We start from the raw sequence: 24,828 nt of genomic DNA, 5'->3' as shown, positions 1-24,828 counted from the left end.
GGAGCCGCCGCCGCAGTCGTGATCGCGGTAGCCGTCGTGATCGCGGTCGTGCTCAACCGCCCTGTGACGTGGAGTTGTTGCCCCGCTGTGACAGCCGTCGCACACGGCGTGCACAGTGGCCGGTCATGCTGTGTGTCAACGGCACGCGCCGACGGACACCGTCCGCGCACCCGCAACGCCGATCGACACTTCCCGGGGGACCCACACGATGCCCGCACGCGCCCGCCTGACCAGATCCGCCGTCGCGCTCACCGTCGCGATGACCGCCGGCACCGCCGCCCTGCTCACCGGCTGCGGCCCGCTGACCCCGACGGCGAACGGCACCACCTCCCCGGCCGCCGGTCCCGGCGCGGGCTCGGCCTCGCCGGCCCCGGCCTCCGTCATCAACGGCACCGCGACCAACGGGCTGACCATCTCCGACGGCACCCGCTACGTGGTCATGAACGGCACCCGGATCGACTTCGGCACCGCGGTCCGCGACCTGGCGTGGTCGCCGGACGGCTCCCGGGCCGCGTTCGTCGACGGTTCGGGGGACCTGGTCGTCTCCCACCCGGACGGCACCGGGCGCACCGTCGTCGCGCACAACCCCGGCGGCGTGAACTGGTCGCACCCCACCTGGCAGGTCGCGCCGGCCGACACCGCCGACGGTGTGCCCGCCAAGGACAACCTGATCTTCACCTCCGGCTCCGGCTCCACCGCGGTCCTGGAGACGATCGGGGCCACCGCGGTCGGCGGCACGCCCAAGAAGCTCGGCCTGAACGGCTACGGCGGCGAGGCGAACAGCACCCCGCCGCAGTCCGGCAACGTCTGGCCCGACGCGGCCGGGCAGCACGGCAGTTCGGTGTACGCCAACGCCGCCAACGGCGAGGTCTACCTGCGCGACGACAACCTGCGGCAGCAGGGCGGCGTGCTCGCCCCCGGCTCCGAGCCGGCCCTGGCGCCCACCGACGACGGCCACGTGGTCTTCGTCCGCTCGGTCGCCGGCCACGACCACCTCTTCCTGGCCGCCGGCGGCACCAAGTCGGCCGTCAAGGACCTCACCCCGAACGCCACCACCGACTACACCGAGCCCGCCTGGTCGCCGGACGGCAGCACGGTCGCCGCTCGCACCCCGGACGGCATCGTCACCCTCAAGGTCGACGGCGCCCAGCCGGTCAAGGTCTCCGGCTACACGGGCCTGCCCGCCTACCGCGGCTGATCCCGCGCCAACTCCGCGCGCAGTTCCGCCAGATGGGCGTCGGCCGTGTCGTGCGGCAGGAACTCGACGACGTCCAGGAACCGGAACAGCACCTGGTCGGGGGTGACGGCGTACTCGTACTGCCCGAACCCCACGACCGCGCCGGTCGCACCGCGCGCCGCGCCCCGGACGACGTGATCCGTCATCTCGTCCGGCGCGGCCGCCGACACCCCGCGCCGCGCGTTCGGCCGGGCCAGGTACGGGCAGACCATCGACGCGTACAGCATGCACGCCCGGTGCCCGGGCCCCTCCAGCGTCGGCGCCATGTTCCGGTACGGCCGCCCGGCCGCCAGCGCCTCACCGATCGCCGCGCACTCCGCCGCCCCGACCACCCGCCACACCGCTCCGGCACCCATCGCCCGCCCGCACACCGAACACCGCCGCCCCCGGGCACAGTCGGCGCTGCGCCCCCAGTCGGTCAGCGCGAACTGCGGCTCGGCCCCCTCCCACGGCGTGATGGCCGGCACCGGATACCCCCGCCCGTCCCGGGGCCGCCCCGCCACCCCGTCCGGCATCGGCACACTGTCGAATCCCATGGGGGCATTGTGCCGACGCGGTCGGGGAGGGGCCAGCGCGGTCGGTGTCACACCGGGCGGCGCTTCGTCAGGTCGGACGGCCGGCCGCCGGAACCGTTGACCGACGTCACCGGACGGCCCGGCCGGGCGGGCACGCGCCGTCCCAGACCGCGCAACCGATCGCGGACCAGCACCGACAACTCCAACTGTTCCTCGTCACTGAGCCGCCCCAGCAGCCCGGCCATCTCGTGCTGCCAGTCCTGCTCCCGCTGGATGACGTCGTCGTGCAGGGAGACCCAGTCCAGCACCCGGGAGACCTGATCGGGCTGGTTCATCAGCCACAACGCGGCGAGCGCGGCGGGACCGCTGTGGATCGCCCGCAGGCAGAAGTCGTACTCCTCGCGCCGGTTGGCCGACCAGATACCCGGGAAGCCGCCGCCGTGCGACGACCCCAGCAGCACTTCGCCGCCGGCGTCCCGGGGTCGCACGTCCGTGACCTGGTAGACGAGGCCGTAGTCCCCCACGAGACGGGGAGCGGCCAGCTCCTGCCGCGCCTGGGCGACGCCGAACACGCTTCCGGAGGACTCGTAACGCTGCGACAACGCGTCGACGTGGTGGCCGAGTTCGGTCCTGACCACGTCCCAGGGGTAGGCGGCCTGCGCCCGCACCACGCGTGCGGGGTCGTGCACCCACCACACCACCCGTAACGTGGCCGACTCCGGTCCGTAGGGCTCGGCGAGGCTCACCGTCAGGGCGCCGGGGTGATCACTGATATCGACGTGGAACGCCTGGTCGTAACCGCCGCGCCGCAACAGTGCGGGCAGGGTCCAGCGGATCGCCTGGCTGCGGGTGTCCGCCGCCTCGGGCGTCAGCGTGGGGTGCACCGCCTGCCGGCGCGGCGGCCACCGCACGTGGTGCACGCCCTCGTGGTCCCGTACGACCAGGGCGCGGTCCCGCCGCCCGGACAGCCGCGCGCGCACGATCTCGCGCCGCCCCGACAGCGGGGCCTGCCGGTAGATGGGGGTGTCGGTCGTCATGTGTACGTCCATTCCGCCCGTGACGGGCTGGGTTGTGCCCGGTGTGCCGAACTGGCACCGCCTTCGCGCCAGTCGCGCAGTGCTGCGGCCGCGATGTCCTTGCAGGCCGGGTCCGGGGCCTCGTTCCGGTCGATGGTCACGAACAGCCTGAGGACGCCGTGGCTCACGTCGATGGCGAGCCGCGACAGCAACATCTGTACGGCGGACCGCAGTTCGTCCGACTCGGCGGCGTCGACGCACCAATGGAGCAGCACCCGGCAGGTGTTGGCATAGTGCCGTTCCTCGTCGAGCCCCCGGCGTGCCAGGTCCACGATCGGGCCGGACCACTCGCCGCCGCTGGTGAGCTGTCCGCCGAACCAGTCGCGGTCGTGGTTCAGCAGAGCCGGGAACGTCCGCAGGGCGATGCCGGCCACCGGGTGGTCCTCGTCGGCCCAGTCGCGGACCGCCTGGAAGACGGCGTCGCGGTCCCCCCGGACGAAGAGGTTGTGCAGGGCAACGGTGGCCTGCAGGACGACCGATTCCAGGTGGCCGCCGGAAGTGACACCCGCCAGGCGGTGCAGCAGGCCGAGCGCCTCATCGGGCCTGGTCGTTCCGTACTCGGTCCCGCACATGCGTGCGACGGTCCATCGGGACTGCCAGTTCGCCTGCGTGCTCCACTCCCGGAGCCGGTGCTTGATCTCCTTGGCGAGCAGGGCGTCCTTGGCGGCGACGCCCAGCGCGTAGGAGGCGATCTCCCGACTGGTCCAGCGGTCGGAACGGGTCAGTTCGCGGATGTGCCCGAGGGAGTTGCTTCCGCCGCTCCACCGGGCCGCCATCCCCATGAACTCCCCCGTGGGAAGGGTGAGTTCGACCCGGTTGTCGATGCCTTCCAGCCACTGGGTCATCAGCGGCCCCATCCGGCTGTACTGGCGCCACATGTGCTCCAGGAGCGCCCTGGCCCGACCGCGCTCCGCGAAGCTGACCGGCTCCGCCCGGAAGGGGTAGCCGGCATGGCGGATCTCCACCGTCGACTGGACGGCCCGGATCGCGTGGAGCAGCTCGCTCAGCGAGTGGCGCAGCACGAACTCCGGGTTCCGCACGTCCACGCCGGCGCTGCTGCCGTCGGGCGGCCCGGGCACGGTGATGTCGAGCCGGCCGGCGGCCACCGTGAGCAGGCGGTCGGCCTCGGCGCGGATCAGCCGGTGATCAAGTCCTTCGAAGACGCAGACCGACAGCAGGAACGCCAGCTTGGCGGGATCGTTGCGGAGGCTCTCCACCAGCAGACGTGCCTCCCGGCGGTCGAAGCCCTCCACCGAGTCGAAGACCGACGAGCCGTCCGCCGGCGGGCCGTTCATGGCGGCCAGCCGGGCCACCACCTCCACCACCGCGGCGGGGGCCATGCCGGTCTCCAGTGTCTCCGCGAGGTCCTTGCCGTCCACCCATCCGAGCCGACGGTCCCGGTCGGCGGCACTGGGCACCCGGTGCTCGAAGTGCCGGGCGAAGATCGCGGTGGCGGGCGGCGGCAGGCACGGCACAGGCGCTTCGCCGAGTTCCTCCTCCAGCCGGTCCAGCAGTGCCGGGTCGTCGGGCAGCACCACGACCATGCGGGTCCTTGCGGCCGCCAGCCTGGCCCGCAGCCTGTCGACCACACCGCGCCGGAGCATCCCGGGCGAGCCGTCCAGCAGGTACCCCTTGACGTTCTCGGCCGGATGCCAGGTACTCAGATCCGCGTCCGCGTCGACGGCGTGGAGGATGGGCGGGCCGGGGTACCGGGACAGCAGGTTCAGCGCCGTCGTACGCCGTCCGCTGCGCCGGGCGCCGGAGAGCAGGAGCAGGCCGGTGTCCAGCTTGGTGCGTGCTGTGCCGAACCACGTGGGTTCGACGAACGCGGTCAGGGCCTCGTCGAGGTCCGCTTTCGGAACGGGCCCCGCCTGCTCGGGTGGCGGGGCGGGGGATTCGCCGGCCGGGCCCTCGCCGCGATTCATCCGCTGGCCGCCGTACAGGACACCGGTGTTGATCATGCCGTTGGGCGCGAGGATCGTCACGCGGCCGTAGAGGAGTTTGCTCAGCCACTCTTCGCGCTCCCCGGTCACGTCCTCGGTCTCCGGGCCGGGGGCGGGCGGGAGCGGTTCACCGGGGGGCGGTTCCTCCTCGGCGGGGGAGGAACCTGCGGGCAGTGCGGCCGTCACCGGTCTTGCTTGCGCTGGCCGTCGCGCACGACGTCGCCCAGGTTGCCGTGGACGGTTCCCACCCGGTGACCGTTGTTGTCGCCGCCGATGTGTTCGCCGCCGATGCTGCCGATCTTGGAGCCCTCCACCCGGTCACCGATGTGGTCGCCGCCGCGGTTGGACAGGTGCTGGCCGCCCGATACCCGGCCGGTGTTGACGATGCCGTTGTCCGCCTTGATGTCGGTCCGCGTGGCGGGGGCGTCATCGGCTTGGTCGTCACAGGTCCCGCCGGGGGTCCGCTGGTCGGCCATGACCTGCTCCCCGAGGATGCGGCGGTCGTAGAGGTTCCCCGAGGGCGCCGGAATGTACAGCCAGGCACGCTGGGCGAACGTCTTGCCCTCGACGGTGGCCGGGACCTCCAGGAAGTGGTCGGGGTGCCGTCCCGCGTAGCCGCCGGCGACGGCGTCCTGGTGGGCACGGTCGGACAGGATGGCGGCGACCTGGGTGATGCTTTCGCTGGAGGCCGCCAGGATCGCCTTGACCGGGACGGAGTCGAGCAGTCGGTGCGTGTCGTTGCGCGCGGTGCCGTTGCCGTCGAACTCGCCACCGGAGTCCGGCAGCGGGCCGACGTGGAGGCTGACGCGCAGCCGGATGGGCGCCACCCCCGGCGAGCCGGCGTTGAACCGGGTGAGCACGTCCTGAAGGGTGTTCAGCCAGGGGTGGATCATGAACGGCAGGTGGGCCGGGTCGAAACCGAACACGTAACCGTCGCCCGTGGAGTTGGGGAACCTGCGGTCGGCCCACAGGTGGGCGAGGCCGGCCCGGTTCAGCGACGCCTCCAGCAACTCCGGCACGCTGCGGCTGATCTCGGCGTGTTCGATGGCCGGCCGCCCGGTGAAGTCCTTGGCGTCCACGGCGACGATTCCGCGGTACGGCGGGAGCGGCCGGCTGACGGTGTTCGGCGCGGCGGTGGCGGCCGCGGGCAGCGGAGCGGAGTACGGGGTCATCATGAGCCTCCACGCAGTCGTGATGTCGGTGCCGGCGGCACCGTCCCCGACCCGGGGCTGTTCGCCGCCGGGCCGGTTCCTCGACTGTCGCGAAGTCCGCGTCCGAGGTGTGCACTCGCGGTGCGTACCCGGCATGACACCGGACACATCGGCGCCGGCTTACGACGCTCCGCCCGCCACCCGGCGCAGCGTGGCCAGGTCGTCAACGACGATGCGCATCCGGCCGGCCCGCACCCCGTACGGCCCGAGGACGGTGAGCAGCGTGCTGACCGTGTTGCGGGAGATGCCCAGGTGCTGGGCGAGTTCGTTGCGGCTCAGTGCCAGTTCGATCCGGTCCCCGGAACAGTGGCCGGTGCCGGCGAACACGGCGAGGCGGGCCAGGGTGTCCGCGAGCCGCCCGAGCGGGTCGCCGCCGACACGGGCGCGTTCGGACTCCCGGAAGCGGTTGAGGGAGTGCCGCAGCAGGACGGGATAGAGGTCGTGGCGGTCGGTGAACGCCATGAAGCGGTCCTTGCTGACCACCGCGACGCGGCAGTGCGACAGGGCTTCGACCGTGGCGAGCCGGACCTCCTCGTCCAGGACGGCTACTTCACCGAGGAGTTCACCGGGGCCGCGGAAGGCCAGAAGCTTCAGTTCTCCGTCACGCTCCAGCCGGACGACCTTCGTGGTGCCCTCCAGCACGGCCAACACGTGTGTGCCGGGCGCACCTTGGCGTAACAGGATGTCGCCGGGGCGGTGCGGGCGTACGACCGCGTCGGCGAGCAGGGCGGCCCAGATCTCCTCGCCGATGAGGCGTCGCAGGGTGTGGCCGGTGTCGGCGGCAGCGGTGCCCAGGGTGTCGTCCATAGGGCGACCGTAGATTTCCCGCGGCCGGAGCGCGGTGCACTTCGCTGTGGGGAAACGCCCACCGCCTCCCGGCGGTGACGCGGGGGACGGTGGGACGCAGTTCTCGCCCCACCCGGACGTGTCCGGCGCGAGCGCCTGGCTGCCGGAGCCCGCCGTACCGGCCGGCGAACCCGCCGGGGTGAAGGCCGCGGTGACGCTCGTGGGCGTGTCCGTCCCGGAGACCTCCAGCGCCAGCATCCACGTAGTCGGCGAAGTCGTTGACGAGGTTGTCGACCTCGTCCGGGTCGCCGGACGCGCCGTCCGACGGGCTCGATGCGGCGGAGGGTGTGGCGGGCGGCGGCGCGGGCTCGTCCTGCGCCGCTTGTCCATGACATAGGTGTGCATGATGTGAAAGACGTGGACGCGGGGTGCAGCGTACGCCGTGGCGCTGACAGGTCCGTAACGGGATTGCCGGACGGTTTCCGGGGAGGTGACGTTGCCTCTGTTGCCGAATCGGCGGTAAACCGCGACGGAAGAGGGATGGGCGTGACTGCGGGGCGGGGTTATGGTCGTTGATCAGGGCCTACGGGGATCTTCTCCGCGGGTTCGAGACAAAAAGGGGGCGGCCTTCGATGGCGCCGGACGAAGCCGTGGTCGGATGCTGTGGAGTGCTGGAGATCGGTACCCGGGGTGACGCCGGTCCGGGCGAGGTCCTGGTACGGGTGCGGGGCGGGACGGAGACGTTCCTCGCCTGGTCCGCGCAGCCGCTGGTCCGCGGGACGAAGGTCTTGGTGGTCGAGTCCCGCGGGGTGCGGCAGGTGGATGTCATCGAGTGGGCTGATCCGTTGGACGCGTTGACCGGCGACGCCGGCGACGCTGGTTGAGGAGAAGAAGAGCATGTTTGGTTACCGCGTTCCGGCTCCCGATCAGGCGATGCTGATCTCGGGTGGCCGACGGGGACAGGGCGGTGCGCCGTTCCGCGTGGTCACCGGGCACGGCAAGTTCGTGCTGCCGGTGCTGCGCAAGACCCGGTTCCTGACGCTGTCGATGTGCGAGGCGGAGGTCGCGGAGACCTGCGTGACCAAGCAGGGCATCGCGCTGACCGTGCGGGCGGTGATCGCGTTCAAGGTCGGCAACGACACCGAGTCGATCGTCAACGCCGGGCAGCGGTTCCTGTCCGACCAGGACCAGATGGCGGTGCTGACCGGGCGGATCTTCGCCGGTCACCTGCGGTCCATCATCGGCTCGATGACGGTCGAGGAGATCGTCACCGAACGCCAGAAGCTGGCCACCGAGGTGCTGGAGACCTCCAAGACGGAGATGGCCAAGATCGGCCTGATCGTCGACTCGCTCCAGATCCAGTCGATCGACGACGGCGAGACCGGCTACATCGAGTCGATGTCCGCGCCGTACAAGGCCGCGATCCAGCGGCAGGCGCAGATCGCCTGGGCGAAGGCCAACCAGGAGTCGGCGGAGGCCCAGCAGGAGGCCACCCGGAACCAGGCCGAGTACCAGCGCAAGACCGAGGTCGTCCAGGCGCAGTACAACGCCGAGGTGGACCGCGCGCAGGCGCAGGCCTCGCAGGCCGGTCCGCTCGCGCAGGCCCACGCCCAGCAGGAGGTGCTCGCCGCGCAGACCGAACTGGCGCAGCGCCAGGCGGAGTTGCGCCAGCAGCAGCTGGTCGCCGAGGTCGTCAAGCCGGCCGAGGCGGAGGCGGAGCGCATCCGGGTGCTGGCGACGGCCGAGGCCAACCGGATGAAGATCCAGGCGGAGGCGGCCGCCTCGCACGACCGCGTCGCGCTGGAGCGGATGCTGATCGAGCAGCTGCCGCAGATCGTCAAGGAGGCGGCGAGCGGCCTGGCCGGCGCCAACGTCAACGTCCTCAACGGCGCCGACGGCCTGGGCGAGATCGCGGCCGGCCTGGTCGGCCAGGGCCTGACCATCCTCGACTCGGTCCGCCGCAACCTCGGCAACGCCGAGGGCGCCCAGCCCCAGCCCCCGCGTGCCGCCGGCACCGGCAACGAGGTCGAGCGCTACGACGTGAAGTAGCGTCACCGGCACGGCGGTCGGGCGCGCGGAGCCGCGCCGCCCGGTGCCGCGCCGCGCCGGGCGCCACGCTTTCACCGCGCGGAGCTTCACCGCACCGCCCGGAGCCGCACCGCCCGGTGCCGTGCCGCACCGCCCGGAGCCGCACCGCCCGGTGCCGCGCCGCGCCGCATGGAGCTTCACCGCCCGGTGCCGCACCGCACCGCGCACCACCGCACCGCACCGCATGGAGTTTCACCCCGCGGAGCGACGAAGGCGCCCCGCCGTACCCCGGCCGGGCGCCTTCGCGTGTCCCCGGGGGGACGTGGGTCCGTCAGACGCCCGGAGGGACGCGGCGGAAGCGGCCGTGGCCGCGGGTGAGGGCGTAGCCGCCGATCGCGGCGAGGGCGGCCAGGGCGCCGCCGGCCGCGGTCCACAGCCAGCGGGCGGACCACCAGGTGCCGGCCCAGCCGTCGGTGGGCGAGACGTCCGGACCGTAGCGGGAGACCACCGGGGTGACCGAGCCGTCGACGGCGGCGGAGGCGCCGGCCTTGACCGAGGTGGCCGTCACCGAGGTGGACACCGGCAGGCCCAGGTCGCCCGACGGAACGTCGACCGCGGTCAGCCGCACGTAGAACGCGCCGCGCAGCGGGTCGTTGGACCACGCCGAGGTGTACGCCTCGACGGTGCGCAGCCGGCAGGTCAGCTGGATCTGCGGGGTGTCGTCCGGGGCCGGGCGGGTGTTGGTGCCGTAGGTGCACGGCTGGCGGCGGCGCAGGCCGTCGTAGACGTCGAGCTGCCAGGTGGACGTGCCGTGCCGCTGGTAGGCCTGCGGAAAGGTGACGGAGGCGTGCACGGTGACGTTCTGGCCGGCGTCGGCCGGGAAGGCCCAGTACAGGTAGTCACCGGTGGAGGCGTCGGCCGTGGCCTGCTGGCCCTGCTGGAAGACCGCCGCGGTGCGGAAGCTGGTGCCCGCCTCGGTGGGCGCCGCCGAGGCGCTCGGCGACGGCGAGGGGGAGGCCGAGTCGTCGGCCAGCGCGGGGGCCGCGGTCAGGCCGGCCACCCCCGCGAGCACGGCGCCGGTGAGCAGAGCACGGGTGAACATCGTTGTGCCACGTATCAATGGGTTCTCCAGATTGCGACGCGCCAGCGAGAGAGCCAGCCCCACAAGGTACCGGCGACGAATCCTGTCAGAGTCAGGAACATCAAAAGCCACCAGCCACTGCCCAGTCCGAAGAACGCGACGTCCGACGCCGCCTTCGGGGAGCTGACCAGGTCGACGGAGAGTTCGACCGGCAGGCCGGGCGTGGTCTTGACCGACGCCGGCGCGGAGAAGGAGTTGCCGACCTGGAGGCAGACCGTCTCCGGCGGCGGGGGCGAGTCGTCGGAGTCGTTGTCCGCCTTCGGCTTCGGGTACCGCAGACCGGCCGAGACGACGTCGGTGCGCCCGCTGCCGTCCTCCTGGTCCCGGACGATCTCCCGCCCGGACTGGGTCACCGCGCGCAGCAGCACGCCGTAGTCCTGGTTGACGGTCCGGTCGTCGGAGACGCTGACCGAGGCCCGCAGTTCCTGGCCGGGTTCGACGGCCACCTTGTACCAGCGGTTCTCGGAGAACATCTCGTGGTCGGTGTACAGGCCCGGCTTGAGCAGCGGCGCGGTCGTGCAGTCGGCGGTGCCGAGGGTGCCGACCGGGTTGACCGCCGGGGTGGTACTGCGGTTGACCAACTGCTTGACGCGGCTGGTGAGTTCCTGCCGGTGCTGCACGGTGGTGTACGTGCCGCCGGTGGCGTTGGCGATGCAGCTGAGCTGGCTGCGGGTGCTGGCGTCGGGGATGAGGCCGAGGGTGTCGATCGTGGTGTCGACGCCCTTGGCGGCGATGTCCCGCGCGACCTGGCAGGGGTCGAGCGGCTGGCAGGTGTCCTCGCCGTCGGTGATGAGGACGATCCGGCGGCTGCCGTTGCCGCCGCCCTGGAGGTCGTCGGCGGCCTTCTCCAGCGCCGGGCCGATGGGGGTCCAGCCGGTCGGCTGGAGGGTGGCCACCGCGGTCTCGGCCTCGGTGCGGTCCAGGTGGTCGCTGACCGGGTAGAGCTGCGCGGTGTCCTTGCAGCCCACCTGCCGGTTGTTGCCCGGGTAGTTGGCGCCGAGGGTGCGGATGCCGAGTTCGACACCCGGCGGTACCGCGTTCAGTACGTCGTCGAACGCCTGCTTGGCGGCCGACATCCGGGACTGGCCGTCGATGTCCCGGGCGCTCATCGATCCGCTGACGTCGAGTACCAGCTCGACCTTGGGGGACCCTTGGGTCGCCTGTGGTTCATCGGCCGACGCGACCTGGGTGGGAAGCAGTCCGCTCGCCAGAAAGGCGAGGAGACCGCAGCCCAGCCAGGCCGTCAGCCGCCTTCGTATGATCATCGCCGGATCGTATTGAAATTCCACGGTCAAGCCCAAAGCGGACGGCCTCAAAGATGAGACGCGGCCAGGTAGTTGACCGGAAGTCACCTTTTCAACGGGTCCGGCGACCTGCTGTCCGACAACCTGATGTCCGGCGGCCGACCGTCCGCAACCTGCCGTCCGGCGACCGACCGTCGGGCGGCCTACCGGGTGTGCACGCTGACGTCGGACGCGTTGACCAGCACCAGGCGGTGGTCGTACTGGATGGTGTAGAGCTGACCGGCACCGGTGACCAGCGTGTCGCTGGACGAGAAGAAGTCGTCCGTGCTGACCGGCGCGGCGGTGCTGACGTAGCTCTGGCCGGCCGGGATCGAGTACGCGGTCAGCGGGTCCTCGGTGGACGGCGACAGGCCCGCCGGGTACTCCGACGGCTGCGGGTAGCCCTCACCGTAGACGGAGACCGCGGCACCGCCCGCCGCGCCGACGATCCGCACGCCGCAGGCCGGGGTGGTGTTCACCCCGCCCGGGTTGTAGAACCACACCTTCTGGCCGCTGTACCAGATCGCCGTCCAGTCGCCGCTGACGCCGGCGACCACGAACTGCTGGCCCTGCGAGACGGTGTCGCCCCAGTCGCTGATGTCGTCGGTGCCGGCCGACGCGCCCGGGTGCAGGGCCGGGTCGGCGACCAGCGGCGCGGTCGCGCTCGCGGCGGTGCGCACGTACAGGAAGTTCGACGCCTGCGTCTGGTCGGTGCACGTCGTGGTGTCACCGGTCGGGTCGTCCGCCGGGCACACGTCGACCGTCTGCTCGTTGGCGGCGAACGACGGCGTGATGGTCACCGCGCTGCCGACCGCGCCGACGCCGTGCGGGCCGCCGTCCACCGGGGCGCCGAGCAGCGACATGAACGACGACCAGTCCCAGTACGGTCCCGGGTCCCAGTGCATACCGGCCACGTAACCCTCAAGAGGGCCGGGCACGTTGTCGTGCCCGATGATGTGCTGCCGGTCCAGCGGGATGCCGTACCGGGCGGCGAGGTACGTCACCAGGTCGGCGGTGTTCTGGTACTGGGTCCGGGTGTACCAGGTCGCGCCGTGGGCGGCGAAGCCCTCGTGCTCGATGCCGATCGAGTGCATGTTGAACCAGTAGTTGCCCGCCTGGAACGCGACGTCCTTGTCCGGCACCATCTGCGTGACGGCGCCGTCCGAGGAGCGCATCACGTAGTTGGCGGCGTCCCCGTTGCCCGGGGCCTGGAAGGAGTCGATGGCGCTCTGGTACGACGACTCGGTGTCGTGGATGACGATGTAGCGGACCTTCATCCCGTCGGTGGGACGGTTCGCCGCCTGGTAGTTCGACGGGTCGGCCGGCAGGAACTGGCAGTCCAGGTCCACCGGGCACTCGGCCGCCGTCGTGTCGTCGGCCTTCAGGCGCAGCGCGGCCAGCTGGCCGGTCGCCGGGCGCACCGAGCCGTCGGCGGCCAGGGCCACCCGCTGCCCCTCGGGCGTCGTCAGGCGGGCGCCGTCCCGGACGCGGGCGAAGACGCCGTCGGCGAACGACGCGGCGGCCTTGCGGTCCGGGGAACCGCTGTAGCGGGCCACCGCGCCGTACCAGTCCGCCGGATCCGCCGACGTGCCGCCGGTCAGCGCCTTCTCGTACGACGCGAGCAGTGCCGCGCCGCCGAGGATGTTCCCCGCGGTGTCGTCGCGCAGCCGGGCCGCCGGGAGGCCGGACAGCTTCGCCGCCGCCGTCAGCGTGTGCAGCGCCGGGTCGGCGGTGAACGTGCCGAGCGCGGCCCGGCCGGCCGCACCGGTGCCGCCGCCGGAGACCATCGCCGCGGTGACGTCGGTGAGGTCCATCGGGCCGAAGCCGCCGCTGGTGTTGTACTGGCCGGTGTGCGAGGCCCACTGCGACTCCTGGTACGCCACCGCCAGCAGCACCGGCACCGGAACGTGGTACCGCGCCGACGCGGCGGAGAAGTCCGCCTGTTCGGCCGTCACGCCCCCGGCGCCCTGCGCGGCGCCGGCGGTCCCGCGGGCCTGGGCGGTCGCCGGCAGCAGTGCGACGCAGCCCGCCGCGAGCGCGCCGGCGGCCAGCGCCGACGTCATCAGTTTCCTCAAGGGCTGTCTGTGCAAGGTTCCTCCTCGACGGGTGCCACCGGGCCCCGGAAAACGGGCGGATGCCGGTGCCACCGCTGGGCGACGTCAGTCATCCTGCACCCCGGCGGCGTCCTTCGCAGGCATTACCCGGCGGGCGCCGGGCACGTCCCGAGGGGTGCCGCCGAGGTGGCGGGCGCACCCGGAGGAGGCCGGGCGGCCGACGCGGACCGCCCACCGGAACACCGGGCCGGCCACCGTGACGCCGACCGTTCACCTGCCCGACAGCCGGCCCGGTACCGCCCGATCAGCGTCCCGGACGGCATAGTCGACGCTGAAGCCCGGCCGGCGTCCGAAGCCGGCGTCCGGAGCCGGCACCGGATCGCGGCCCCCGCACCCGGCGCCGGGACCGGAACCGCAACCGGAAGAAGCCGGTCGTCAGAAGGGGAATCGTGCTGAACACCTCCGCGGCCGAGGCCGTTTCCGTGGTGCTGCTGATGGCGGTACTGGTCTGCGCCGTGCTGCGTCCGCGCGAGTTGCCGGAGGCGGTCGTCGCGGTGCCGGCCGCGGCCGTGGTGATCACGGTCGGGGCCATCCCGTGGGCCGACGCGGTCGACGAGACGGCGCGGCTGGCACCGGTGGTGGGGTTCCTGGCCGCGGTGCTGGTGCTGGCGAAACTGTGCGACGACGACGGGCTGTTCACCGCCTGCGGGGCCTGGACCGCGCGGGCGGCGCACGGTTCGCCGGGGCGGCTGCTGGCGGCGGTCTTCGTGCTGGCGTCGGTGGTCACCGCGGTGCTGAGCCTGGACGCCACGGTGGTGCTGCTGACGCCCGTGGTGTTCGCCACCGTCGCGCGGCTCGGCGCCCGGTCCCGGCCGCACGTCTACGCGTGCGTGCACCTGTCCAACACCGGGTCGCTGCTGCTGCCGGTGTCCAACCTGACGAACCTGCTCGCCTTCACCGCCAGCGGCCTGACGTTCGCCCGGTTCGCCGCGCTGATGGCCGTGCCGTGGGTCGTGGCGGTCGGCGCGGAGTACCTGGTCTTCCGCCGCTTCTTCCGCGCCGACCTCGCGGCGGGCGCCACCGCCCCGGACGACGGACCGCCGCCGCGGCTGCCGCGGTTCGCGCTGGTCACGGTGGCGTGCACGCTGGCCGGGTTCGTGGTGACGTCGGCGTTCGGGGTGAACCCGGCGTGGGCCGCGGCGGCCGGCGCGCTGGTGCTGGCGGTCCGGGCGCTGCTCCGGCGCACCGCGACACCGGTCGCGCTGGTGCGGTCGGCGGCGGTGCCGTTCCTGGCGTTCGTCCTCGGACTGGGCGTCGTGGTGCGGGCGGTGACCGACAACGGCCTCACCGGCGGCCTGCGTCACGTGCTGCCCGGCGGTTCGGGGCTGCCCGCGCTGCTGGGGATCGCCGCGCTGGCCGCCGTACTGGCCAACGTGATCAACAACCTGCCCGCCGTCCTGGTGCTGCTGCCGCTGACTGCCCCGCACGGCGCCGGCGCGGTCCTGGCGGTGCTGATCGGCGTCAACGTCGGCCCCAACCTGACGTACGCCGGCTCGCTCGCCACTCTGCTGTGGCGCCGGATCGCCCGTTCCTACGACCACCCGGTGCACCTCGGCGAGTTCACCGTCCTGGGCCTGCTGACCGTGCCGCCGGCCCTGGTGCTCGCCGTCGTCGCGCTGTGGGGCGGCCTGCGGGTGGCGGGCGGGGGCTGATCGCGGTGGGGTTAATCGTGGCGGGTGGGGGCTGATCGCGGCCGGCACGGACACCGTTACGGTTTCGCCGGGCGTGCGGAGGACGGTGACCCGTCCGCCGTCCGCGCGGGCACCGTCACACGTCCACCGGGCGTCCGTCCGCCACGAGGTCCTCCGGAGGGCGGTCCTCCGGAGGGCGGCCGTCGGGGGTTCGGCCGTCCGGGGGCGGCGTTCGCGGTTCGTCGCCGTCCGGGGTCGGCAGTTCGAACCAGACCGTCTTGCCGCGCCCGCTGGGGGAGTTGCCCCAGGCGGAGGCCATCGCGGAGACGATGATCAGACCGCGGCCGCCCTCGGCCTCGTCCTCGGCGAGCGCGGCGGCCGGCAGGGCGAGGTGCGGATCGCTGTCGCGCACCTCGATCCGGACGCGTTCGGGGTAGCGGCGGACGTGGATGTCGACGTCGCTGTCGCCGTGCACGAGGGCGTTGGTCACCACCTCGGACGCCAGCAGCTCGGCGTCCTGCGTCAGGTCGGTCAGCTCGACGCTGTGCAGCCATTCGCGCAGGAACTGCCGTGCGCGGCGCACCCCTTGGAGGTCGCGGCGGTGGATCGACAGCCGCCTGACGTGCAGTTGGGCCTGCGCGGAGGCGCCCTCGTAGCGCATCAGCAGCAGCGCGGAGTCGTCGGCGCGGGCCGGGCGTTCGGAGATGCCGCTGATCATCCGGTCGCCGATGGTCTCCAGTTCGCCGCCCGCGCCGCTCAGCGCGTCCTCCAGCGCCAGGCGCACCGTCTCGTCGTCGGGGCGGCCGTCGGTGCCGACCAGGCCGTCGGTGTAGAGGGTCAGCAGCGTGCCGGGGTCGAGCCGTATCCGGGTGGCGCGGTAGTCGGCCTCCGGTTCGATGCCCAGCGGGATGCCCACCTCCAGCCCGTCGCGGTGGTAGCGGCCGTCGGGGAACCGGATCAGCGGCTGGTGGTGGCCGGCGCTGACGATCTCGGCGATCCCGGTGTCCGGGTCGAGCCACACCAGGCAGCAGGTGGCGAAGCGGTCGGTGTCCAGCTCGACCAGCAGCCGGTTGGTGCGGCCGGCCACGGTCGCCGGGTCGTGGCCCTCGGTCGCGTACGCCCGCACGGCGCTGCGCAGTTGGCCCATGACGACGGCGGCGGAGATGTTGTGGCCCTGCACGTCGCCGATGACGGCGGCGATCCGGCCGTCCGGCAGGTTGATCAGGTCGTACCAGTCGCCGCCCAGCTCTATCCCGCCACTGGTCGGCACGTACCGCGTGGTGGTCAGCACACCGGCCATCTGGGGCAGCATGCGCGGCAGCAGCGCCTGCTGGAGCTTCTGGGCGAGGCTGTGCCGGGAGTCGTAGAGCCGGGTGCGTTCGAAGGTCTGGCCGAGCAGCGTGGCCAGCGCGATCAGCACGGAGTGTTCGTTGACGACGCCGGTCCGCTCCTGACTGAAGCCGATCGAGCAGCTGCCGATGGCGTGGCCGCCGGCCAGCAGCGGCAGCACGGCCCACACGCACGCGCTCCCGGTCCCGTCGTCGTGGGCGTCGGCGGGCCGGACGGCGTCGGCGGATCGGAGGGCGTCAGCGGGGCGGACGGCGTCGGCACCGTCGGCCCGAGCGTCGGCAGCGGCGGCATCCGCATCCGCATCCGCATCGGCCCGAGCATCCGCATCGGCGTCATCGGTGTCGTCGGCGTCGTCGGTGTCAGCGCCGTCATCGGCGTCCTTGTCGAGGTCCGGCCGCTGCACGATCTGCCGCATCTGGGTGACCGCGTCGGTCTCCAGTGACGGCTGTCCGAGCGGACGCCCGTTCAGCTCGCGCAGGAACGCGCGCGAACAGCCCCGCGCGCCGATCACCCGCAGCCGGTCGCCCTCGGTCAGCGTGATGGCCATCGCCCGCGCGTGGAAGCCCTCGATGACGCGTTCCAGCGCCAGGTCGGCCGCGTCCTCGGTGCGTACCGTGCCGATCAGCGCGTTGGCCAGTTTGTGCAGGTGGTAGATGAGCGGCGTGGTGCGGGCCGTGCGGTCGCCCTGCCGGGTGCCGGAGAGGCCGGTGGTCAGCCCGGTCGCCTCGCCGGCGTCGGAGGCGATGACGTGCGGTACGACCGGCGGTGTCATCGACACGCCGACCGAGGCCAGCCGTTCCAGCTCCTGGCCGGTGGTCGCGGCGGCCTTCCGCAGGTAGCCGCGCTCGTCGTCGGTCAGCTTGCGGAACATCTGCGGCCAGTACGTGGACATCGTGCCGAGCGGCCGCTCCCGGGGCCCCAGCGGCACGGACGTCACGGTGAACGGGAACGGCGCGAACACCGCCGTCTCGGGGTGGTTGCCCAACTCCTGCACGGAGTGCGCCGTGACGATGCCGCCGGTCTGGTACGAGGTCGCCGAGGCGTACGCGAAGTCGTCCACCGGCACGCGTTCCACCGAACCGGTGCCCAGCGGGGTGACGGCGGCCACCGACGCGACGAGCTGCCGCGAGGGGTCGTCGTAGAGGTAGATGGTGACGGCGGACGCGCCGAGGTCGGACAGGACACGGGCGGCCGTGGCGCTCAGTACGCCGTCGCGGTCGGTCACCGAGGGTGCGTGGCCGTCGCAGGGCGCGTCACCGAGCCGCCCGGCCGCCCAGCTGCCAACGGCCGCACGGGTACCCGACGACTCCCCGTCCGGCGGTCCGTCGCCGGGCGGCGGAAGCGGTGTCGCGTCACTCGGATTCATCGTCGCGGATTCCATCACTCTCGGGGTTCCCCTCACCTCCGGCAGTCCCCCGTACCCGGCCCCCTTCGGTCATGCCGCCGTCATTCCTATCGTTCCCTCCTGAAGGGGTACAAATCCCGCAGACCGGACCGATCGCCCCCACCGTCCCGTCCCCCCGCGCGGGGGCGCTCCGCGCGGGGGAACGGGGTGGGCGCGCGGAGAGATAACGCTGGCGCGTGGCAGGGCCGGGGTGCGGAACGCGGGGGGATAACGCTGGCGCGTGGCGGGGTGGAGGTGCGGAACGCGGCGGGGCGGGGCGCGCAATGCCGCGGGAAATCGCCGGGGCAGCGCGGGAATAACCGTCGGAGCGCGGCGGGGCGAAGGCCGGAACGGGCCGGGGCGAAGGCCGGAACGTGGCGGGGCGGAAGCGCGGAGCGCGACGGTGCGAACGCCGGGGCGCGGGCCGCGGAAGCGCGGAACGCGACAGGGCGAAAGCGCGGAACGCGGCGGGGCGAAAGCGCGGAACGCGGCGGGGCGAAAGCGCGGAACGCGGCGGGGCGGAGGCGCGGAACGCGACAGGGTGAAGGCCCGAACGTGACTAGGCGAAAGCGCGGAACGCGGCAGGGCGAAAGCCGGAACGCGGCAGGGCGCCCACGTGCCGGAACTCCGCCGGAGCGGCGAGACGCCCGAGGCCCGACGGCAGTCGCAACGCGGCAGGGCGCCCACGTGCCGGAACTCCGCCGGAGCGGCGAGACGCCCGAGGCCCGACGGCAGTCGCAACGCACGAGGCCCGCCGTCCCCCGGAAGGGGTAACGGCGGGCCGCGTGGCCGGCTGCGGTCGACTCGTCAGGCCTGCGCGGTGTGCTCCGCGGAGGCGATCCACGAGTCCAGCTGTTCCTGAGTGGTGGCCGGGTCGGCGACCAGGTTGCCCAGGTGGTCGTCGGCCAGCATCAAGGTGGACACCGCCGGGCACCGGTGGCAGGCTTCGACGCCGGTCTGCTGCCACCACTTGCACCGGGGCCGCAGGTGGCACCGCGGGACCGCGGCGGCGTGCGGCGGGGCCGGTACGGCGGAGATCCGGTTGATCAGACCGCACTCGGTGCCCACCCGGTTCGCGCAGGACGACTCGCAGTGCGAGGCGAACCGCAGGATGCGCCGCGGTTCTATGCCCTCCGGAACCATGCCGAGCACCTCGGACGCCGGAACCGGCTCGTCCAGGTAGGCCACGCTGCCGTCGTCCTGCGAGCGCACCCCCAGCACGAGCGACTCCGGCCGGTCCATCGCCCCACTCGGGCACCAACTGACCGGTTCCGCCTCGGCGTTCGCCGGCTCAGCCACGTCTGCCGCGTTCTCCACGGTGCTCACGCTCCCGTCAGACCGGGTCGTTGGAGACGAGGCCGGAGGTGCGGGTGGAGATGACGGCGTCGGGGCTCTCGGCCGCGGCCGCCTTCAGGATGCTGGCGTGCAGCGCCTCGGAGCTGACGCAGGCCGGGCGTACGCCGGCCGCGTGGGCCGGAGCGGCCGCCTGGGCCGGACCGGCGGCCACCAGGCCGGCCGCGAGCACGGTGGCGGCTATCGCCGCGACCTTGGTGCCCTTGGAGTGCTTCATCGCGTTCCCCTCACATGTTCAGTGAAAATGTGGACACGGGCCGAACATGAACGCGGGCACCGCCCGAACCGGTGCGCCTTGGCTCGCACTGTAGAAGAGCGGCCCTGCCGTGTCATCGCTCTTTCAGGCCACCGTGGCGGAAAACGTGCGTTTGGCAGGGAGAGGCCGTGAAGACCCTTCACCGCACGGCCCCCGCCCGCTTCCGCGCCTACCCTGACCGCATGAAGCCCACCTCCTCGCTCGGCGCGTTCGACGGCGCGGGGCCAGGCGGAGGCGTGGTGCACGGAGGCGTGGTTGGGGGAGGCGTGGTGTCCGGTGCGGCTGCTGCTGACGGAGGCGCGGTTGACGGAGCCGCCGCCCCCGCCGACCGTCCCGCGCCCCTCGTCGACGTTCCGCCCGAACTCGCCGCCAACCACACGGACTTCTTCGGGGCCGCCGGGTCCGTCTGGATCGCGGGGCTGCCCGCGTTGGCCCGGGAGCGGATGGCCGGCTGGCGGTTGACGCGGGACGGGCCGGCCGCGCACGGGGTCGTCGCGCTCGTACTGCCGGTCCGGTGCGCCGACGGCACGCGCGCCGCCCTCAAGCTCCAGCCGGTCGACGAGGAGACCGGCGGCGAACCGGCCGCGCTGCGCGCCTGGCACGGCCGCGGCGCGGTCCGGTTGCTCGACCACCACCCGGCCTCGGGCTCGATGCTGCTCGAACGGCTGGACGCGGCACGGTCGTTGGCCGCCGAACCCGACGAACGCGCCGCCGTCACCGCGCTCGCCGCGCTGCTCGGCCGGCTCGCCGCGGTGCCCGCGCCGCCAGGTCTGCGCCGGCTGGCCGACCTCGCCGCCGACCTGCTGCGCCGGGTGCCGGCCGCGCTGCCCCGGCTCGCCGACCCGGCCGAGGCCCGGCTGCTCGACGCCTGCGCCGGCGCGGTCCGCCCGCTGCTCGCCGAACCCGGCGACCGGCTGCTGCACTGGGACCTGCACTACGCCAACGTGCTCGCCCCGCTCCCCGGCGCCGACCGCGGCGACTGGCTGGCCATCGACCCCAAACCGCTGGCCGGCGACCCCGGTTTCGAACTGTTCCCCGCGCTGCGCAACCGCTGGCCGGCGATCGCCGCCGACAGCGCGCCGCGGAACGCGGTACTGCGGCGTTACGACCTGATGACGGAGGTGGCCGCCCTGGACCGCGGCCGGGCGGCCGGCTGGACGCTGGGCCGGGTCCTCCAGAACGCCCTGTGGGACATCGAGTCCGGCGCGACCCACCTGGCCGAGGACCAGGTCGTCGTCGGCGGGGCGGTTTTGCGCCGCGTGGGTTGAGGCTGTCGCCGGGCGTTGAGGCGCCGCCGGCTCTGAGGCCGCCGCTCGCCCCCCCGCCGCCACATCCCCCCGCCGAACGCCCACAACCCGCCGTTGCGCACACTCCTCCGCGTCACATTCCGGATACGCTGAGTCACCGGACGGATCGGAGTGGCGCATGGCGTACGACGAGCGGTTGGCGGGGCGGGTTCGGGAGCGGATTGCCGGGCATCGGGGGGTGACGGAGCGGGTGGAGGTCACCGGGCTGGCGTTCTACCACGACGGCAACCTCGCGGTGAGCGTCCTGGCCGACGCCCTGGTGGTCCGGGTCGGGCCGACGGAGGCGGACGCCGCGCTGGCCCGGCCCGGCGCCGCCCCCTTCGTCGACGAAGGCCACACCATGCGCGGCTGGATCATGGTCGACGTGGACGCCCTCGTCGACGACGTCGTGCTGTACGACTGGGTCGACGAGGCGCACGCCTACGCCGCGAGTCTGCCGGAGGGGTGACGCCGCGGCCGGTGCGCGGTGCCGTCCTCCCCGCCCCCGGCCCCCGGCCCCCGTGACCCCGTCACCCCGTCACCCTCCTCGGGTCACAGGTGCCCACCGAACCCTTCCCCGCCGACGAGCCGGACGGCGCCGCCGCAGGCGCCGGCGCCGCCTTCAACGACCGCATGCCGGACAGCGTGTCGCAGGTCAGCTTGAGGGTCGGTTTTCCCTCGTCGCTGTGGGTCACCCCGTAGATGACGATCCCGTGACCGGTCGCCGTGCCGATCTGCGGGAAGTGTTCGAAGTCGACCCAGCCGGTGGGCTGGTTGGCCAGGACGGTCCGGCGCAGTTGGGCGAGCACCGCGTACCGGTAGCCGTGGTCGACCGCCCCGGCGCTGTCCGCGGCGTTCTGGACGACCTCCGTCGCCTCGTACCCCAGGGACAGCGTGCCGTCCTCGAACATCGGCTCGCTGAGGATCGCCGCGGGCAGGTCGGTGTTCTTCCCGGATGCCCGCGGGTTGTGCTCGCTGAGCTGCGGAACGTCCTGCTCGCTGTTGAGCAGGGCCGACTGCTGGCCGGTGACCGCCGGGTCGGCGAGCGCGGCGAAGTACACCTGCACGTTGGACGGCACCGACGTGCTCGTGTCGAAGTCGAGTTTCGTCAGGTCGTCCCCGGTCAGCAGGTCCAGCGGCCGGCCGCAGGAACCGTTGCCGGCGATGCTGCTCAGCAGCGCGGAGAACTCCTCCGCCCGGCCGGCGAGGTAGATCACCTTGGACGTGCCGCCGCAGATGGTGTCGATCGCGGTGGAGAACGAGGTGTCGCTGCCGGAGGTGTACGACACCTGCCGCACCTTGTACCCGGCCTGCGTCAGCGCGGTGGTGGCCGCCTTCCGCTGCTGCGGGCTGTACTGGTCGTCGGTGCCCTGCGGCGTGCGGGTCACCACGAGGGCGGGCGACTCGCGGGAGGTCCTGGGCAGGACGTTGGTCAGGGCGTTGGCCTCCTCCTGGTCGGTCGCGGCCAGCCCGAAGTAGTTGGTGCTGTCCGAGGCCAGCGTCGGCGAGGAGTTGGTGGTGTCGACCACCGCCAGGCCGCTGCGTTCCAGCAGGCCCACGGTCTTCGCGCTGTCGTCGGCGTCGCGTCCCAGACCCACCACCGCGCTGATGGTCGGATCGTTTTTGGCCATCCGGACGATCTGCTGCGCCATCAGGTACTGGTGGCGCAGCTCCTGGCCGCCGTTGGCGATGAGCACCCGGATCTTCGGCCCGTCCATGTTGCCGCTGTTGACGTACTGCTGCGCGAGGTAGACGCCGGCCAGCTCCTCCAGGCCGTTGCGCACCTGGGTCGGCTGGTCCTGCCAGGTCGACAGCTGGCCCGCGTAGACGACGGTGACGTGCGGGCTGTTGCCGATCGTCGCGTTCGACGCGGTGATCCAGTTCTCGACCGTGCTCACGGTGACGCCCTCGCCCGGTCCGGTGCCGGGGTTCTGCGGGGTGCCGCCGTTGAGCCGGAACCCGCCGTCGTCGAACGGGTAGGCCCGGTCCGTCACTCCGATGCACTCGACGCCGGTGCCTTCCAGGTCGGGCACCCGCCGCAGGTCGTGGTTGCCGAAGAGGATGCGGCTGCCGCAGTAGCGGTGTTCGTAGTCCTGGCCGAAGCGCCCGGCGGCGAGGACGGCCACCACCAGCACCGCCGCCAGCGTCCAGACCGACCACATCCTCACCCAGAGGGAACGTGCCGGTTCCTGCGGGGAGGTCAGCTTCCAGGCGGTCTCCTCCATGTCCTCCCGGCTGATCCGGCGGTGCAGTATCCACGGCCGGCCGTTGGGCGACTGGCCCAGCAGCAGCCCGTCCTCCCACTGCGCGTACACGTCGACGTTCCACTCACCCGACGGCGGCCGTCGCAGGCCCGAGTCGGACAACTCGCTGAGCTTCCTCATACCCGCCCGGTCCACGCCGGCGATCACCAGCAGCGGGTCGACCTCGCTGCGGCGGCAGCGGATGTCGTTGATCGCGTCGAGCAGGGCGATGGTGCCGCTGTCCTCGGTGGCCCTCGGGAAGAAGATGATCGGGGGCGTCGGCCGCTTGCGGCGGCGCAGGTCGGGCATCCACGGCCGGTAGAGCGCCCGCAGGTCCTCCAGCAGTGCGAGGGTCCGCAGTTGGAGCAGGTACTGCTTCGTGTTGACGACTTCGGTGGTCCCGCTCGCCGCCGGTTCGCGCCACCCGGCGGGGACGAGGCGGGCCGCCAGCGTCGCGAGGGCGCGCGGCAGCGGCGGGTGACGGCCCGTGTCCTCCGTCCCGGCGGGCTCCTCCTGCGGGGCATCGGCGTCCCGCGCCCGGGTGAGGGCGGTGCTGCGGGGGGCCGCGGCGAACAGCTTCGACAGGCCGTCGGCCCGCCGCGTCATCACCCGCCCCGAGCGCAGCGGACGCCACCACGACCACGACTTCCCGCCGGCCTGTCCCTGTCCCGCCGCCAGGAACGTGCTCCTGGAGAACCAGCGGTTGACCGGACTGAGCCAGAGCAGCTGGGGACGGAAGAGCGGGAGGACCCTCCACAGCCCGAACAGCAGGAACAGCAGGACGAGCAGGACCAGGGGCCAGCGCCAGCTCGACTGGCCGAGCACGGTCGTCACCACGAGCAGGACGACGGCGCCGAACAGGTTGCCGACGTCGGTGACGGCCTTGAACTCGCCGGCCAGCCACTTCCTGCTGCCGGAGCTCCGGGGCCGCCAGCGCATCTTCCTGAGTTCGTCGAGTGCGTTCTTCCCGCTTCCGGATTCGGCCGCCTCCGCGATCGCCTTGACCAGCAGGCTGCGGGGGAAGGCCAGCCGCCGGGAGCGCGGCAGGTTGGAGCCGCCCCAGTTGGACGCGTTGGACAGCGAGTCGAGCAGGTCGAAAGCCGCGTCGTACTGGTCCTGGTTCCGCTTCTTCCCGGCGTCCGTCCGGTTCGCGTGCTCCTTGAGGTCGAAACAGATCAGTTCGCCCTCGACGTGGCGCAGGCGCAGCTGCTCGACCATGTACTCGACGGTCGCGTCGTCCTTCGCCTTGCCGCTCTCGGCCTGGAAGACCACGAGCGGCATGAGGCCGTGATCGGTCCGGAACCTCTGCACGAGAAAGTCGGTGAGTCCGAACATCTCACGTAAGGCCCTGGTGTACGCGCGCCCCTCGGCCATGTCGCCCCCGCCGTGCCAGGGCCCAGGAGCCTCGCGGCGCCGCGGCCTCGGAAGAAGATTCGAATTTAACTCCAACCGTGCTGATACGTAAGGAAGTTGACGATCAGTTGGATGGCTTCCGGCCAGTGAGCCGGAGCCGCCCCACCCCGCCGCACCGCCTCCCCGGAGCCGGGACGGCGGACCGCCATCAGCGGGTCACCGCACGCGTGCGCCACGGGCGGCGCCGGGCTGTGCGCCGGCGTCCGCGCGTCGGCGTGCGCGACGCGGTCCGCACCGCCGCGTGCTGCCATCCGCCGGACCGCCATCGGCGGGTCACCGGCGAGCCGCTCTTCCGTCGGCGCGGCGGGAGGTCGACCATGGAGGCACCCCCCGCAACCTCACCGCCCCCCAGCAACCTCCCCGTCGCCGAAGGCCCCCCGCAACCTCGCCGCACCGCCCCCCGGCAACCTCCCCGTCGCCGAAGGCCCCCCGCAACCTCACCGCACCGCCCCCCAGCAACCTCCCCGTCGCCGAAAGCGCACCCCCAGCAACCTCACCGCCCCCCGCAACCTCACCCCCACCCCGCAACCTCACCCCACCCCGCAACCTCACCCCGCCCAGCGGAGCGCACCCCACCC

The 24,828-nt window shown here is 72.9% G+C and carries 18 protein-coding genes; 6 read left to right on the top strand and 12 right to left on the bottom strand.

Annotation, left to right across the window (positions count from 1 at the left end; genetic code table 11):
- Positions 1-208 precede the first annotated feature (208 nt).
- Entirely contained in the window at positions 209-1,198 is a 990-nt protein-coding gene (locus POF43_RS23465) for a TolB-like translocation protein (RefSeq protein ID WP_271317999.1), read from the top strand.
- Here POF43_RS23465 and POF43_RS23460 read toward each other — a convergent pair.
- The 5 genes from POF43_RS23460 to POF43_RS23440 all read right to left on the bottom strand — a co-directional run bounded on the left by POF43_RS23460 (position 1,186) and on the right by POF43_RS23440 (position 6,789).
- Positions 1,186-1,773, bottom strand: coding sequence for a hypothetical protein (locus POF43_RS23460; protein ID WP_271322997.1), 588 nt, complete (start codon positions 1,771-1,773; stop codon positions 1,186-1,188). The genes POF43_RS23465 and POF43_RS23460 overlap by 13 nt on opposite strands.
- 47 nt (positions 1,774-1,820) lie before the next feature.
- Positions 1,821-2,789, bottom strand: coding sequence for a hypothetical protein (locus tag POF43_RS23455; protein WP_271322998.1), 969 nt, complete (start codon positions 2,787-2,789; stop codon positions 1,821-1,823).
- The gene (locus POF43_RS23450; RefSeq protein WP_271322999.1) at positions 2,786-4,957 is read right to left on the bottom strand and encodes a hypothetical protein; all 2,172 of its coding nucleotides are present in this window, start codon (positions 4,955-4,957) and stop codon (positions 2,786-2,788) included. Before POF43_RS23450 ends, POF43_RS23455 begins: the two co-directional genes overlap by 4 nt.
- The gene (locus POF43_RS23445; protein ID WP_271314619.1) at positions 4,954-5,943 is read right to left on the bottom strand and encodes a hypothetical protein; all 990 of its coding nucleotides are present in this window, start codon (positions 5,941-5,943) and stop codon (positions 4,954-4,956) included. Before POF43_RS23445 ends, POF43_RS23450 begins: the two co-directional genes overlap by 4 nt.
- Before the next feature lie 159 nt (positions 5,944-6,102).
- The gene (locus POF43_RS23440; protein WP_271323000.1) at positions 6,103-6,789 is read right to left on the bottom strand and encodes a Crp/Fnr family transcriptional regulator; all 687 of its coding nucleotides are present in this window, start codon (positions 6,787-6,789) and stop codon (positions 6,103-6,105) included.
- 611 nt (positions 6,790-7,400) lie between these two features.
- Between POF43_RS23440 and POF43_RS23435 the strand changes: the two genes are divergently transcribed.
- A complete protein-coding gene (locus POF43_RS23435) occupies positions 7,401-7,652 on the top strand; it encodes an NfeD C-terminal domain-containing protein (protein ID WP_271314614.1) in 252 nt (83 codons plus the stop codon).
- A gap of 13 nt (positions 7,653-7,665) precedes the next feature.
- A complete protein-coding gene (locus tag POF43_RS23430; protein ID WP_271323001.1) occupies positions 7,666-8,817 on the top strand; it encodes a flotillin family protein in 1,152 nt (383 codons plus the stop codon).
- A gap of 310 nt (positions 8,818-9,127) precedes the next feature.
- On the opposite strand, the gene POF43_RS23425 is transcribed toward POF43_RS23430, so the two are convergent.
- The 3 genes from POF43_RS23425 to POF43_RS23415 all read right to left on the bottom strand — a co-directional run bounded on the left by POF43_RS23425 (position 9,128) and on the right by POF43_RS23415 (position 13,310).
- On the bottom strand, positions 9,128-9,898 hold the full coding sequence (locus tag POF43_RS23425) for a hypothetical protein (RefSeq protein ID WP_271323003.1): 771 nt from the start codon (positions 9,896-9,898) through the stop codon (positions 9,128-9,130).
- A 14-nt stretch (positions 9,899-9,912) separates the two neighbouring features.
- Positions 9,913-11,202, bottom strand: a complete 1,290-nt coding sequence (locus POF43_RS23420) for a VWA domain-containing protein (protein WP_271314616.1) — start codon at positions 11,200-11,202, stop codon at positions 9,913-9,915.
- Positions 11,203-11,384: 182 nt separating this feature from the next.
- Positions 11,385-13,310, bottom strand: a complete 1,926-nt coding sequence (locus POF43_RS23415) for an N-acetylmuramoyl-L-alanine amidase (protein ID WP_271323002.1) — start codon at positions 13,308-13,310, stop codon at positions 11,385-11,387.
- Positions 13,311-13,726: 416 nt separating this feature from the next.
- Between POF43_RS23415 and POF43_RS23410 the strand changes: the two genes are divergently transcribed.
- Complete coding sequence (locus tag POF43_RS23410) at positions 13,727-14,986, top strand: SLC13 family permease (RefSeq protein ID WP_271323004.1); 1,260 nt, start codon at positions 13,727-13,729, stop codon at positions 14,984-14,986.
- A gap of 115 nt (positions 14,987-15,101) precedes the next feature.
- On the opposite strand, the gene POF43_RS34965 is transcribed toward POF43_RS23410, so the two are convergent.
- The 3 genes from POF43_RS34965 to POF43_RS23395 form a co-directional block, all read right to left on the bottom strand.
- Positions 15,102-17,540 (bottom strand): ATP-binding SpoIIE family protein phosphatase, encoded by a 2,439-nt coding sequence (locus POF43_RS34965; RefSeq protein ID WP_271325551.1) that lies wholly within the window; start codon positions 17,538-17,540, stop codon positions 15,102-15,104.
- Between the two features lie 966 nt (positions 17,541-18,506).
- The gene (locus POF43_RS23400) at positions 18,507-19,016 is read right to left on the bottom strand and encodes a hypothetical protein (RefSeq protein WP_282704735.1); all 510 of its coding nucleotides are present in this window, start codon (positions 19,014-19,016) and stop codon (positions 18,507-18,509) included.
- 16 nt (positions 19,017-19,032) lie between these two features.
- Complete coding sequence (locus POF43_RS23395; protein ID WP_271318296.1) at positions 19,033-19,269, bottom strand: hypothetical protein; 237 nt, start codon at positions 19,267-19,269, stop codon at positions 19,033-19,035.
- Positions 19,270-19,490: 221 nt separating this feature from the next.
- On the opposite strand from POF43_RS23395, the gene POF43_RS23390 reads away from it, so the two are divergent.
- Both POF43_RS23390 and POF43_RS23385 read left to right on the top strand, forming a co-directional pair.
- Positions 19,491-20,576, top strand: coding sequence for an aminoglycoside phosphotransferase family protein (locus tag POF43_RS23390; protein WP_271325622.1), 1,086 nt, complete (start codon positions 19,491-19,493; stop codon positions 20,574-20,576).
- 157 nt (positions 20,577-20,733) lie between these two features.
- A complete protein-coding gene (locus POF43_RS23385; protein ID WP_271326179.1) occupies positions 20,734-21,063 on the top strand; it encodes a TfoX/Sxy family protein in 330 nt (109 codons plus the stop codon).
- Between the two features lie 61 nt (positions 21,064-21,124).
- On the opposite strand, the gene POF43_RS23380 is transcribed toward POF43_RS23385, so the two are convergent.
- Positions 21,125-24,118, bottom strand: coding sequence for an ABC transporter substrate-binding protein (locus POF43_RS23380; protein ID WP_271325438.1), 2,994 nt, complete (start codon positions 24,116-24,118; stop codon positions 21,125-21,127).
- Positions 24,119-24,828 lie beyond the last annotated feature (710 nt).

It is taken from the genome of Streptantibioticus silvisoli, from assembly GCF_027947535.2.
Lineage (GTDB): Bacteria > Actinomycetota > Actinomycetes > Streptomycetales > Streptomycetaceae > Streptantibioticus_C > Streptantibioticus_C silvisoli.
Note: the sequence above shows the minus strand (reverse complement) of the source record. Positions and strands in the feature narration are given on the sequence as shown.